12 protein-coding genes and 1 pseudogene are annotated in these 12,142 nt (G+C 74.6%); 11 read left to right on the forward strand and 2 right to left on the reverse strand.

From position 1 onward, the window contains the following. Positions 1-105: 105 nt before the first annotated feature. Entirely contained in the window at positions 106-1,083 is a 978-nt protein-coding gene (locus ACFYON_RS21190; RefSeq protein ID WP_354867444.1) for a glycoside hydrolase family 88 protein, read from the forward strand. Here ACFYON_RS21190 and ACFYON_RS21195 read toward each other — a convergent pair. Continuing rightward, complete coding sequence (locus ACFYON_RS21195) at positions 1,070-1,576, reverse strand: DinB family protein (protein WP_354867447.1); 507 nt, start codon at positions 1,574-1,576, stop codon at positions 1,070-1,072. The two genes, ACFYON_RS21190 and ACFYON_RS21195, sit on opposite strands and share 14 nt — an antisense overlap. Before the next feature lie 97 nt (positions 1,577-1,673). Between ACFYON_RS21195 and ACFYON_RS21200 the strand changes: the two genes are divergently transcribed. The 10 genes and pseudogenes from ACFYON_RS21200 to ACFYON_RS21245 all read left to right on the forward strand — a co-directional run bounded on the left by ACFYON_RS21200 (position 1,674) and on the right by ACFYON_RS21245 (position 11,038). After that, positions 1,674-2,189 carry a 2'-5' RNA ligase family protein gene (locus ACFYON_RS21200; RefSeq protein ID WP_354867450.1) on the forward strand — a complete coding sequence of 172 codons (516 nt, stop codon included), beginning with the start codon at positions 1,674-1,676 and terminating at the stop codon, positions 2,187-2,189. An 85-nt stretch (positions 2,190-2,274) separates the two neighbouring features. Further along, positions 2,275-2,707 (forward strand): annotated as a pseudogene (locus tag ACFYON_RS21205) (MEDS domain-containing protein); the annotation flags it as partial. Beyond that, positions 2,693-3,073 (forward strand): STAS domain-containing protein, encoded by a 381-nt coding sequence (locus tag ACFYON_RS21210; protein ID WP_387189141.1) that lies wholly within the window; start codon positions 2,693-2,695, stop codon positions 3,071-3,073. The pseudogene ACFYON_RS21205 and the gene ACFYON_RS21210, both read left to right, overlap by 15 nt. After that, positions 3,070-4,032 carry a sensor histidine kinase gene (locus ACFYON_RS21215; RefSeq protein WP_355095874.1) on the forward strand — a complete coding sequence of 321 codons (963 nt, stop codon included), beginning with the start codon at positions 3,070-3,072 and terminating at the stop codon, positions 4,030-4,032. The genes ACFYON_RS21210 and ACFYON_RS21215 overlap by 4 nt, the downstream gene beginning before the upstream one ends. A 135-nt stretch (positions 4,033-4,167) precedes the next feature. Beyond that, on the forward strand, positions 4,168-5,640 hold the full coding sequence (locus ACFYON_RS21220) for a hypothetical protein (RefSeq protein WP_355095876.1): 1,473 nt from the start codon (positions 4,168-4,170) through the stop codon (positions 5,638-5,640). A gap of 115 nt (positions 5,641-5,755) precedes the next feature. Continuing rightward, positions 5,756-6,130 carry a hypothetical protein gene (locus ACFYON_RS21225; protein WP_355095878.1) on the forward strand — a complete coding sequence of 125 codons (375 nt, stop codon included), beginning with the start codon at positions 5,756-5,758 and terminating at the stop codon, positions 6,128-6,130. A 43-nt stretch (positions 6,131-6,173) separates the two neighbouring features. Beyond that, positions 6,174-7,124 (forward strand): prolyl aminopeptidase, encoded by a 951-nt coding sequence (gene pip, locus ACFYON_RS21230; RefSeq protein ID WP_355095880.1) that lies wholly within the window; start codon positions 6,174-6,176, stop codon positions 7,122-7,124. A gap of 76 nt (positions 7,125-7,200) precedes the next feature. Continuing rightward, positions 7,201-8,025, forward strand: coding sequence for a metallophosphoesterase (locus ACFYON_RS21235; RefSeq protein ID WP_354867466.1), 825 nt, complete (start codon positions 7,201-7,203; stop codon positions 8,023-8,025). After that, a complete protein-coding gene (locus ACFYON_RS21240) occupies positions 8,022-8,684 on the forward strand; it encodes a 4'-phosphopantetheinyl transferase superfamily protein (protein WP_354867469.1) in 663 nt (220 codons plus the stop codon). The genes ACFYON_RS21235 and ACFYON_RS21240 overlap by 4 nt, the downstream gene beginning before the upstream one ends. 92 nt (positions 8,685-8,776) lie before the next feature. Then, entirely contained in the window at positions 8,777-11,038 is a 2,262-nt protein-coding gene (locus ACFYON_RS21245; protein ID WP_354867472.1) for a catalase, read from the forward strand. 78 nt (positions 11,039-11,116) lie between these two features. Here ACFYON_RS21245 and ACFYON_RS21250 read toward each other — a convergent pair whose 3' ends face one another. Beyond that, positions 11,117-12,094 carry a DUF2804 domain-containing protein gene (locus tag ACFYON_RS21250; protein ID WP_355095315.1) on the reverse strand — a complete coding sequence of 326 codons (978 nt, stop codon included), beginning with the start codon at positions 12,092-12,094 and terminating at the stop codon, positions 11,117-11,119. Between the last annotated feature and the right edge of the window lie 48 nt (positions 12,095-12,142).

Genomic DNA, 12,142 nt, shown 5'->3' on the forward strand with positions numbered 1-12,142 from the left:
GTCGCGGCCGGCGCCGCTCGTCCCGCAGCGTCCCCGCGCTCCGGGTGAGGCGAACTCACCCGGACCGGGTGAGACCAGGCGGTGCGGCGGGTAACCCTGCGGGCCATGACGACCACCGGGGATCCCACCGCCGACCGGGTGCTGCTCGCGCTGCTGACCATGCAGCGCGAGTCCTGGGAGCAGGGAATCCTCGGTCAGGCGCTGCTCGACCTGGGCCTGGACGAGGCCGCCGTGCTGGTCGCCGACGCCGCGGTGACCCGGCAGCGGCCGGACGGGCGGCTCGGGGAGGCGGCCGGCTCGGTGGGCGCGGTGAACGGCGCCGCGTGCGGCGAGGTGGTCCGGCACGCCGCGCGCGGCACCGGCGACCGGCGGTACGCCGACGCGCTGGACGCCCAGCTCGACTGGCTGGCCCGCCGCGCCCCGAGGGCCGCCGACGGCACGCTGTTCCACCTGCTCGACGGTCACCAGGTCTGGGCGGACACGGTCTACATGGTGGTGCCGCTGCTGGCGCTCACCGGCCGGGCCGACGCGGCGGCGGCGCAGGTCGAGGGGCACCGGCGACGGCTGTACGACACGCGTACCGGCCTGTACGCCGCCCGCTGGGACGAGGACCGCGGTGAGCTGGACCGGCCCGGCCCCTGGGGCACCGGCAACGGCTGGGTGGTCGCCGGGGTCGCCCGCGCGCTGCGGCTCGCGCCGCACTGGCCGGGCGACCTGCGCGCCGAGCTGGCCGGGCACGCCGAGGAGGTGCTGACCGCCTGCCTCGCGTACCGGGGTGCGGACGGCCTCTTCCCCGACGTGCTCGACGATCCCGCCGCGTTCCGCGAGGCGAACACCGCCCAGTTGCTCGGGTACGCGGCCCTCACCGGCGTGGCCGACGGATGGCTGCCCCGGCCCTGGTTCGACGTGGGCGCCGATCTGCTGGCCGCCGCCGGCCGGCGGATCGACGCGTACGGCCGGGTGACCGGCGTCAGCGGGGCGCCGCACTTCGAGCGCCCCGGCACCTCGCCCGAGGCGCAGGCCTGTCACCTGCTCGGGCACGCCGCGCTGCGCCGGGCCGGTGCGGCGCTCAGCGCAGGATGAGCCCTCGCACGTACGCGGCCTGGCCGACGTGCTGGAGGTCGTCGTCGAGCACGCTCACCAGCCGCACCCCGAGCGTGACCGGCGGATCCCAGTTCTCGTCCACCACCCGGTCCAGGTCGGCCGGGCGCAGCCCGCGCAGGTAGCCGAGGCTCCGGTCCACCACCGCCCGGTGGTAGCCCAGCAGCACGCCGCCGTTCTCCGGGCGTACCGCCGCGACCTGCTCCGGCCCGTGCCCGAAACCGGTGTCACCGGGATCGGGTGGCAGACCGCACCGCGCCGCCCAGTCGCCGGTGGCCCAGAGCTGCGGCTCGCCCATCACGTCGGCGACATGGTCGTCCTGGATCCGGGTCAGGTGCCAGACCAGCCAGCCGACCGGGTTCGCCCCGTCGGCCGGCGCCCGCCGCAACCGGGCCGCGTCGAGCCCGTCGAGCGCTCCGGCGACCAGATCGGGCAACCGGCCGTACGCCTCGGTCAGCACGTCCGTCGCGTCCACGCGTACCTCACTTCCCTGCTCTCGTACGTCCCTCGGGGCAGTACCGCTGGGCGTGCCCGGCAAACCTCGGCACGGGCCCCGCCTCTAGGGTGAGCGCGTGGTCGCGGCGCTGGAGCTGTATCTGGACACCGACGCCACCCGGCGCATCCGGGTGCTGTGGGACCTGCTGGAGTCCGACGGGGTGCCGAGCATGCGGTCCCTGCTGGCGCAGCGGCACCGCCCGCACGTCTCGCTGGCCGTCGCGCCCCGCCTGGACCCGCACCGGGTCGCCGAGGCGCTGTCCGGAACCGTGGTGGCCGCGCCGCTGCGGCTGGAGTTCCAGCACGCCGGGCAGTTCGTCGGGCGGGTGCTCTGGCTCGGCCCGGCCCCGACGCCGGAGCTGCTGACGCACCACGCCGCCGTGCACGAGCGGCTGGCGCGGGCCGGCGTCGAGGTGGTGGAGCACTACCGGCCGGGCCGCTGGGTGCCGCACTGCACGCTGTCCATGCGGGTGCCGAACCCGCTGATGGGCGCGGCGGTACGCCGGTGCCTGGAGGTGCTGCCGCTGACCGCGACCGTGGTCGGCGCGGCGGTGGCCGACCACGCCCGCGACATCGCCCACCCCCTGCCCTGACCGCCGGCGGCAACACCTGGCGCGGCCCCCCGCTGGGCTGGGCCTAGACTGGGCGCATGGGGCGGGGTCGGTGATCAGCGGGGGTGTGTCGTACCCGGGGTACACCCACGGTTGCCTCGCCTACGACGATCCGGCCGCGCTACGCGCGCTGGCGGTCGAGCAGGTAAGCGCCGGTCTGGCCGCCGGTGAGCAGGTCTGGGTGGTCTGTCCGGAGGATCGCGCCACCGTCACCGGCTGGCTGGCCTCGGTCCCGGGGGTCGAGGCCGCGCCGGCAGGACGCGCTGCGGCTGGTCCCGGTCGGCGAGGCGTACCGGCACGACGAGATCGTCGACCCCGACCGGCAGGTCCGGGCGTACGCGCGGGCCACCGCCGAGGCGCTGACCGCCGGGCACACCGGCCTGCGGGTGCTGGCCGAGGCGACGAGCCTGGTCCGCACCGCCGCCCAGCGGGACGCCTTCGCCCGCTACGAGCACCGGATCGACCACTGGATGCGGCACCGGCCGATGTCGGCGGTCTGCGCCTACGACCGCCGGCAACTGGACGACGCGGCGATCGCCGAGCTGGCCTGCCTGCACCCGCAGACCAACGCCGACGTGCTGTTCCGGCTGCACGCCGGCGGCGGCGACACGGCTGTGGCGCTGGCCGGCGAGCTGGACCCGTCCAACCACTGGGACTTCGCCGCCGCGCTGGAGCGGGCCGACCCGCGGCCGGTGGCGGGCCGGCTCGTGTTCGACGCCGCCGAGCTGCGCTTCGTCGACCACCGCGCTCTGCTGCACCTGCGCGACCACGCCCGCCGGCACGACGCCGTCGCGGTGCTGCGCACGCCGAGCCGGCTGGTCGACCTGCTCGGTCTGACCGAGGTACGGGTGGAGGCCGTCCGATGAGGAGCGGTGCCGCCGCCGGCCACGTGGGCTACTTCCACGAGGCGTTCGTCTACGACTCCGACGAGGAGTTGCTGGCGGTGACGCTGCCGTTCCTGCTGGACGGGGTCGCGGCCGGCGAGCCGACGGCGGCGGCCCTGGGCGAGCGCCACGCCGAGCTGGTCCGCCGGGCGCTGCCGCCGGGCGCCGAGGTCACGTTCCTGCCGGTCAGCGACCTCTATGCCCGGCCCAGCGTGGCGTTGCGGACCTACCGGGAGCTGCTCACCTCGTACGTGGCGGCGGGCGCGGCGCAGATCCGGATGGTCGGCGAGCTGTCTCCGGTGCTGCTCGGCGCGACCTGGGACTGGTGGGCGCGCTACGAGTCGGCGATCAACCACGCCTACGACGACTTCCCGCTCTGGGGCATCTGCGCCTACGACCGCCGGGGTACGCCCGCGCACGTGCTGAACGACGTGGCGCGTACCCACCCGCTGGTGGCGCGGCCGGACGGCGGGCACGAGGCGGCCGGTCTCTACACCGATCCGGCGAGTTACCTGACCGAGTACCGCCCGGCGCCGACGGACCCGGTGCAGCGGACCACGCCGCTGGCCGAGCTGATCGACCCGACGCCGGCCGCCGCCCGCGCCGAGGTACACGCCGCCGATCGTGGCCTGCTGCCGCCGGACAGCCTCGACGGCCTGGTCATCGCCGTCAGCGAGGTGGTCAGCAACGCGCTGCGGCACGGCGAGCCGCCGGTGCGGATGCGGCTGTGGCGCGCGTCGGACCGGATCGTGGTGACCGTCCACGATCGAGGCCCCGGCCCCAAGGACCCGTACGCCGGGCTGCTGCGGGCCGGCGACGGCTCCGAGGGCGGGCTGGGCCTGTGGATCAGCCACCAGAGCTGCGACCACGTGACGTACCACCGGGACGCGGAGGGATTCACCATCCGCCTGACGGCGGGGAACCCGCACTTCCCGGTCTGACCGCGACGCCGGTCGGCGGGCCGGGCCCGGGGCGGGGCGAGCCCCGCGCGCGGACGCGGTACCGTAGCGCCTCATCGTGCCCTGCGGGGCGGTCATCCGCCGGCCTGGCGCTGGCGAACCGACGGAGGATGGCGCATGTCAAACGGTGCCGAGCCGTTCGCACCCCACGACGACCTGTCCGCGCGACCGCGATTCGACCCCGCGCTGCGCGGCTACGACAAACGTCAGGTGGACCGGTACGTCGAGCAGGTCGACGCCGAGGTGAGCGCGCTGACCGCCGCGCGGGACCGGGCGTACGCGCAGGTGCGCGACCTGACCGCGCAGGTACAGCGGGCGCAGGCCGAGGCGGTGGAGCTGCGCGACCGTCCGGTGCCGCCGGTGGACCGGGCGTCCTTCCGCGACCTCGGCCCGATGGTCGACCAGATCCTGGACCTGGCGGAGAAGCAGGCCGGCCAGATCACCGAGGTGGCCACCCGGCGCGCGGAGGAGGTCCAGGGTCAGGCGGAGAAGCTGCTCGTCGCCGCGCAGGAGCAGGCCGCCCGGGAGCGGCGTGACCTGGACGAGGACCTGGCCGCCCGCCGGGCCGAGCAGGAGCGGGTGGACGAGGAGCGGCGGGCCGCCGCGCAGGCGGAGCTGACCGCGGTGCGGGAGCTGGCGGAGAAGCTGCGCGTCGAGGGCCAGGCCGTGCACGACCGGGCCCAGCAGGAGGCGAAGCGGATCACCGAGCAGAGCGCCCAGCAGGTCGAGCAGGCGCGTTCGGCGTCCGAGGCGCTGGTGAAGGCCGCGCGGACGCAGATCCAGCAGGAGGTCCAGGCCAACCGCAGCAAGGCCCAGCAGGAGCTGGCCCAATGGCAGGCCACCATGGCCAAGGAACTGGACGAGCGGCGGGCCGCCGCCGAGCAGGAGCTGGCCGACCGGGCCGCCGCCGCGGAGAAGGACATCGCCGCGCTGGTCGCCGAGGCGCAGCAGTACGCCACCGAGGTCCGGGAGCGGGCCGACGAGGAGACGGCGGCGCACCAGGAGCAGCTCGCCGTTGTGCAGCGGGAGATCCAGCAGCGGCAGGAGTCGCTGACCCAGCTGAAGGCGGAGCTGGAGACGGCCTCCCGGCAGCTGGAGGACACCCGCCGGGAGATCGCCGTCATCGAGCGCAACGGCGCCGAGTTGGAGGAGCGGCTGGTCGGCGTACGCCGGGACCTGAGCGCGGAGAGCAAGCGGCTCGACGAGGCGCGGCGCGCGGCGGACCTGGCCGAGCAGCACGCCAAGGACACCCGGGCCCGGGTGCAGCGGGAGGCCAAGCGGGTCGCCAATCTGGCCGCGGCGGCGGTCATGGCCGCCGCGGCGGGCGGCGGCGAGACCGCCGAGTACCCGCAGGTGCCGACGCGGCCGGCGGTACCTGTCCCGGGCGAGGCGGCGCCCCGGGCCTCGGACGGGCGGGCCGAGCCGGACGCAATCGAGCGGGACCGGTCGGAGCCGCCGGCCGTGGAGCCGTTCGTCGAGCGGCTGGACGGTCCGAGCTTCGACGCGTTCGCGGTCCGGACGCCGGCCCCGCGCGGGGTGCCCGAGGCGGAGACCACCGGTACGGACAACGGCGTACCGGCTACCGCCTGAGCAAGGTGCGCGCCGCCGGGCCGGCGGCGCGCACCTTGCCCATCGAGCTTGCTCTATGCAAATATTTGGATCGATCTGCTGATGTATCTCGATCCTTTTGCGGGAGTTGACGGGTATGCGGAAAATCTCCTCCATCGGTGCCGCCGTCGTCCTGACCGCCACCTCGGCGTGCGCCGTGGTGGCCGGTACGGCCGGACCGGCGAGCGCCGGCTGCAGCCACTCCCACTCCAACGTGGACAGCAAGTTCGGCCAGCTCTTCAACGCCACGAACGTCAACATCCGCACCGGCCCGCACACCACCTGCGCCTCCCTGGGCTACGGGCAGCTCAGTCACACGGTCGACTTCCACTGCTTCGCCAGCGGCGACCGGGTCAGCGCCAACGGCCACACCACCTACACGTGGACGTACCTGCGGGACGTCACCACAGGTGTCTCCGGCTGGGTCGCCGACGCGCTGCTGGACAACCTCGGCGGCAACGTCGCCTGCTGACCGGGACCACCCGGCGGGCCCGCGACGGGCACAATGACCGGGCATGACCAGCCTGCACCCACCCGTCGAGCCGTACGGCACCCACCGGATCCCGGTCGGTGACGGCCACGTCCTGTACGTGGAGGAGGTGGGGCGGCCGGACGGCGTACCGGTGGTGTTCCTGCACGGTGGCCCCGGCGGCGGCCTGGTGCCGGCGGCCCGCCGGTTCTTCGACCCCGCACGGCACCGGGCCGTGCTGTTCGACCAGCGCGGCGCCGGCCGCAGCACCCCGCACGGCGAGGTGCGCGCCAACACCACCTGGCACCTGGTGGCCGACCTGGAAGTCATCCGGCAACGGCTGGGCATCGGCTCCTGGCTGGTGTTCGGCGGGTCGTGGGGCACGACGCTCGGCCTGGCGTACGCCCAGACGCACCCGGAGCGGGTGACCGGCCTGGTCCTGCGCGGCGTGCTGCTGCTGCGGCGCAGCGAACGGGACTGGTTCTACCAGGGCGGGTTGCGTCACCTTCAGCCCGAGGAGTGGGAGCGGTTCGTCGCGCCGATCCCGCCGGACGAGCGCGGGGACGTGCTGGCCGCGTACCACAGGCGGTTGCACGGCCCGGACGAGGCGCGGGCCCGGGAGTACGCGCGGGCCTGGGGCCGGTGGGAGGCGGTCAACTCGTCACTGCGGCCCGACCCGGAGATGCTCGCCCACTTCACCGCCGACGACCAGACGCTGCCGGTCGCCCGGATCCTGTCGCACTACGCGGTGCACGGCGGTTTCCTCGCCGAGGGCCAGTTGCTCGACGGCGTGGACCGGGTCCGGCACCTGCCCGCCGTGATCGTCAACGGCCGCTACGACCTGTGCTGCCCGCCGGTGACCGCGTACGACCTGGCCCGGCGCTGGCCGGAGGCGACACTGCGGATCGTGCCTGATGCCGGGCACTCCGCCGCCGAGCCGGGCGTGACCCGGGAGGTGCTGCGCGCGCTGGACGAGGTGACCGCGCGGGCCGGCTGACCGGCACCGGTCGGAGCCCCGACAGCGCGGCCGGCGGGCCTGGTCATCCGGAGGCGTCACTGGCAAGATCGGCCGGGTGACGGGTGCGCTGTACGCGGTCAGTGACCTCCACGTGTCGTACGCGGAGAACCGCGCGGTGGTGGACGGCCTGCGGCCGCGGACGGCGGACGACTGGCTGATCGTGGCCGGCGACGTCGGCGAGGTCTTCGCCGACATCGAGCGGACGCTGCGGCTGCTGCGCGACCGGTTCGCGCAGGTGGTGTGGGCGCCGGGCAACCACGAGCTGTGGACCCACCCGAACGACCCGGTGACGCTGCGCGGCGTGGCGCGCTACGACGCGCTCGTGGCGATGTGCCGCGAGCTGGGCGTGCTGACCCCGGAGGACGACTATCCGGTGTGGCGGGGCACGGACGGGCCGGTCACCGTGGCGCCGCTGTTCCTGCTCTACGACTACTCGTTCCGCGCCCCCGGCACCACGACCAAGGAGGAGTCGCTGCGCAAGGCGTACGACGCGGGCGTGGTGTGCACCGACGAGATGCTGCTGCACCCCGACCCGTACCCGGACCGGGAGTCCTGGTGCTGGGCGCGGCTGGAGGCGACCCGGCGGCGGCTGGAGGCCACCGACCCGGCGCTGCCCACCGTGCTGGTCAGCCACTGGCCGCTGGTGCGTCAGCCCACCGATGTGCTCTGGTTTCCGGAGTTCGCCCAGTGGTGCGGCACCGACCGCACCGCCGACTGGCACGTACGCCACCGCGCCGCCGTCGCGGTCTACGGCCACCTGCACATCCCGCGCACCACCCACTACGACGGGGTGCGGTTCGAGGAGGTGTCGCTGGGCTACCCGCGCGAGTGGCGGCGCCGGGGCGGCGAGCCGGCGCCGATGAAGCGGATCCTCGGATGATCGAGGCGCTGCTGCCGGCCGGGGCGCTGGCCGTGGAGGCGTTCACCGACGTGCCGGGCGAGGCGCCGTACCCGGGCGAGGAGGACTTGATCGCCCGCGCGGTGACCGGCCGCCGTCAGGAGTTCGTCACGGCCCGCCGCTGCGCGCGGGAGGCGCTGGCCCGTCTCGGGTACGCCCCCGCGCCGATCCGTCCCGGCCCCCGTCGGGAGCCGGTCTGGCCGGACGGGGTGGTGGGCAGCATCACCCACTGCGCCGGCTACCGGGCGGCCGCGGTGGCCCCGGCCGGGGCGCTCGCCGGCCTCGGCATCGACGCGGAGCCGCACGAGCCGCTGCCCGACGGGGTGGCCGGCGTGGTCACCGTCGCGGGCGAGCCGGAGCGGCTGGCCGCGCTGCGCGCCGCCGACCCGGCGACGCACTGGGACCGGCTGCTGTTCAGCGCCAAGGAGTCGGTCTACAAGGCGTGGTACCCGCTGACCGGGCGCTGGCTCGGGTTCGAGGAGGCGGAGCTGACGTTCGACCGGGCCGGCCGGTTCGCCGCCCGGATCCTGGTCGACGGCGCCCGCGCCGACGGTGGCCCGCCGCTCGACGTGCTCGACGGCCGCTGGCTGGTCACCGGTGGGCTGCTGCTGACCGCCGTGGCCGTGCCGCACCGACCCTGAGCAGCGATTCCACCATTCTTCCGGTTTGCCCGCCCTGACCTGGGGTAGGGCGGAGAGGGCCTGGACATTTAGCTGTAGGAGGACAGGTCCTGATGGAATCCAGCAAGCCCGCCCAGATCGTCAAGGGTGTCGTCGAAGCCGCCGTCGAGAAGGTCGGCGACGCGCTGACTCCGGACGTGCCGGGCGCTCCCGGCAGCGCGCCCCCGCCGCTGGAGGAACCGACCACGCCGCACGGGCCACTGCCGCCCAAGGCCGAGCAGGGCGCGCCGGACACCCGGACCCCGACCGGCGCCGAGACCGGCGTGCCGAGGATCGCCAAGGGGCAGCAGGGCGCGTACCTGACCACCGCCAACGGGGCCCGGCTGCGGGACACGGACCACTCGCTCAAGGCCGGCCCGCGCGGCCCGGTCCTGCTTCAGGACCACCACCTGCGGGAGAAGATCACCCACTTCGACCACGAGCGGATCCCGGAGCGGGTGGTGCACGCCCGGGGCGCGGGCGCGCACGGCACGTTCGTGGCGTACGGCACCGCCGAGGAGGTGACCCGGGCCGGGTTCCTGAAGAAGGGCCGCGAGACGCCGGTCTTCGTCCGCTTCTCCACGGTGCTGGGCTCGCGCGGCTCGGCCGACACGGTCCGCGACACCCGCGGCTTCGCCACCAAGTTCTACACCGACGAGGGCACGTTCGACCTGGTCGCCAACAACATCCCGGTCTTCTTCATCCAGGACGCGATCAAGTTCCCGGACGTCATCCACGCCGGCAAGCCGCACCCGGACCGGGAGATCCCGCAGGCGCAGAGCGCCCACGACACGTTCTGGGACTTCGTCTCGCTGCACACCGAGGCGCAGCACCACACCATGTGGAACATGTCCGACCGGGGCATCCCGCGGTCCTACCGGACCATGGAGGGCTTCGGTGTGCACACGTTCCGCCTGGTCAACGAGGCCGGGGCGACGGTGCTGGTCAAGTTCCACTGGAAGCCGAAGCTGGGCGTGCACTCCCTGACCTGGGAGGAGGCGCAGCTCATCGGCGGCATCGACCCGGACTACCACCGCCGCGACCTGTACGACGCGATCGAGGCCGGCGCGTACCCGGAGTGGGAGCTGGGCATCCAGGTCTTCCCGGACACGCCGGAGGAGACGTTCGCCGGGATCGACCTGCTCGACCCGACGAAGATCGTGCCGGAGGAGCTGGCGCCGGTGCAGCCGATCGGCAAGCTCACCCTCGACAAGACGCCGCGCAACTTCTTCGCCGAGACCGAGCAGGTGGCGTTCCACGTCGGGCACCTGCCGCCGGGCATCGACGTCACCAACGACCCGCTGTTGCAGGGCCGCCTCTTCTCGTACGTGGACACGCAGCTCACCCGCCTCGGCGGGCCGAACTTCACCCAGATCCCGATCAACCGGCCGCACGCCGACGTCAACGACATGTTCCGTGACGGCTTCCACCAGCACGCGGTGCACGCGGGCGTGGCGCCGTACCGGCCGAACTCGCTCGACGGCGGCAACCCGTTCCCGGCCGGCGACCGCGAGCACGCGTTCGTGGACACGCCGGTGACGGTGGCCGAGGCGCCGAAGGTGCGGGCCTCGCCGGCCTCCTTCGACGACCACTACAGCCAGGTACGCCTGTTCTGGCAGAGCATGTCGCCGGTGGAGAAGGAGCACATCATCCGGGCGTACACGTTCGAGCTGGGCAAGTGCTACCACCAGGCGATCAAGGAGCGGCAGCTTCAGTGCCTGGCGAACGTGGACCCGGTGCTGTGCGAGCAGGTGGCGATCGGCCTGGGCCTGCCCGTGCCGCAGCCGACCGTTCCGCTCGCCGAGGTGCAGCCCAGCCCGGCGCTGTCCCAGGTGGGCCGCGAGTGGCCGGCCGACGGCCGGATGGTCGGCATCGTGGTCGACGCCGAGGGTGCCCTGGACGACGTGCACGAGGTGCGCCGGGAGGTGTTCGCCGCCGGCATGGTGCCGTTGCTGATCGCCGCGCACGGCGGCACCGTCGACGGGCTGCCGGTGCAGCGCACGTTCGCCACCGGCCGCTCGGTCGAGTTCGACGTGGTGCTGCTGGCCGGCGCGCCGGCCCCGGCGCCGGACGCGCTGCCGGCCCGCGACGCCAAGGCCGGCGCGGCGGGCTCGGCCACCGTCGACCCGCGGGTCCTGCTGCTGGTCGAGGAGGCGTGGCGGCACGCCAAGGTGATCGGCGCCTGGGGCGCGGGTGCCGAGGTGCTGAACCAGGCCGGTGTCACCGGCACGCCCGGCGTGGTCACCGGTGGTTCCGGCATCGAGGTGCTCGCCGAGGTGCAGCGGCTGATGGCGGCGCACCGGGTCTGGGAGCGGTTCCCGGCCTCGGTCGCCTGATCGAGTCCCCGGCGTGGGGCGGTCCCGGATCCGGGGCCGCCCCACGCCGCTGCGCGCCCCCGGAACCGTCGCCCGCCGTCACCAGCGGTTGCGGGCCTCCTCGGCCCAGCCGGTCAGGCCGTCCAGGTCCACACGCTCGCCGTCGTCGGTGGTCGCCCAGCCGGTGAAGTGCCCGAAGCACTGATGCGTCTCCCCGGCCAGCACGAGCAGGTTGGTACGCGCCACCCGCTCGTGGAACGGGTGAAACGTCACGTCCACCCGGTCGCCGGTGATCCGCCACGGCCGAAGCCAGTCGGCCCGGTCGTACGACCAGGTCAGGTCAGCGCCGATCTTGTGCAGCCGCCCGTCCACGAAGACGGCGTTCTCGGTCGAGCCGGTGCCGTCGGTCCACTTGCCGCCGAGCTGGATCGACCGGCCCGGTCCGCTGCCGGCCGCCCAGTTCCACCGCACCGCGTACCGCCACTTGCCCCGGCCGTGGTCGAGCGCCGCATACGACCCCTCCCCCACCGGGTACGCCGTGCCGTCGACGGTGATCGTGCCGTGCACCGGCCGGCCGATGTCCTTGACCGTGTACTGGAACCGGCGGGTGCTCCACGGCACCACCACGCCCAGCGACTCGTGCCCCGGCGGCAGCGGCACGGTCAGGTCCACCTCGACACCGGGCGCGCCGGCCCGCACCGTACTGCCGTCCGGGCCCTGGTCCACGGCGATGGCGAGCTTCCCGCCCCGGGCCCGGACCGGTCCGGCGCCGCTGACCGGCGGCAGCGCCGTGCCCCGGGCCAGCGGCACCACCGCCTCCGCCGTCGTCTCCCGCCCGGTGGCCCGGTCGAGCAGGTAGAGGCTCTGCACCCCGGCGTAGTCCAGCGACGACGCGACCAGGCCGAGGATGTGCGTCGGGGTGACCACGCCCCAGTGCTCCCACCGCTTGGCCCGGCCCCAGCCGCGCAGGTTCGCCCGGTGCAGGGGCCGGCGGCTCCAGCCGACCGCGTCCGGGTTCAACCGCCCGTCCGGCCGGCACAGGTCGACCGGCTCGGTGATCTCCCGCTCATGCGTCATCGCCGCAGGTTACCGGCGACGACGCGGGCCCGGCGGGCGGCCTGGGCG

The sequence above is a fragment of the Micromonospora sp. NPDC005686 genome (assembly GCF_042871665.1).
Classification (GTDB): Bacteria; Actinomycetota; Actinomycetes; order Mycobacteriales; family Micromonosporaceae; genus Micromonospora.

Excerpts from the sequence above, each read along its gene's own strand:
- ACFYON_RS21225 (WP_355095878.1), top strand. The coding sequence starts at position 5,756 with ATGCGGAAAATCTCCTCCATCGGTGCCGCCGTCGTCCTGACCGCCACC.
- ACFYON_RS21215 (WP_355095874.1), top strand. The coding sequence starts at position 3,070 with ATGAGGAGCGGTGCCGCCGCCGGCCACGTGGGCTACTTCCACGAGGCG.
- pip (WP_355095880.1), top strand. The coding sequence starts at position 6,174 with ATGACCAGCCTGCACCCACCCGTCGAGCCGTACGGCACCCACCGGATC.
- ACFYON_RS21240 (WP_354867469.1), top strand. The coding sequence starts at position 8,022 with ATGATCGAGGCGCTGCTGCCGGCCGGGGCGCTGGCCGTGGAGGCGTTC.
- ACFYON_RS21210 (WP_387189141.1), top strand. The coding sequence starts at position 2,693 with ATGTCGGCGGTCTGCGCCTACGACCGCCGGCAACTGGACGACGCGGCG.
- ACFYON_RS21250 (WP_355095315.1), bottom strand. The coding sequence starts at position 12,094 with ATGACGCATGAGCGGGAGATCACCGAGCCGGTCGACCTGTGCCGGCCG.
- ACFYON_RS21190 (WP_354867444.1), top strand. The coding sequence starts at position 106 with ATGACGACCACCGGGGATCCCACCGCCGACCGGGTGCTGCTCGCGCTG.
- ACFYON_RS21220 (WP_355095876.1), top strand. The coding sequence starts at position 4,168 with ATGTCAAACGGTGCCGAGCCGTTCGCACCCCACGACGACCTGTCCGCG.
- ACFYON_RS21245 (WP_354867472.1), top strand. The coding sequence starts at position 8,777 with ATGGAATCCAGCAAGCCCGCCCAGATCGTCAAGGGTGTCGTCGAAGCC.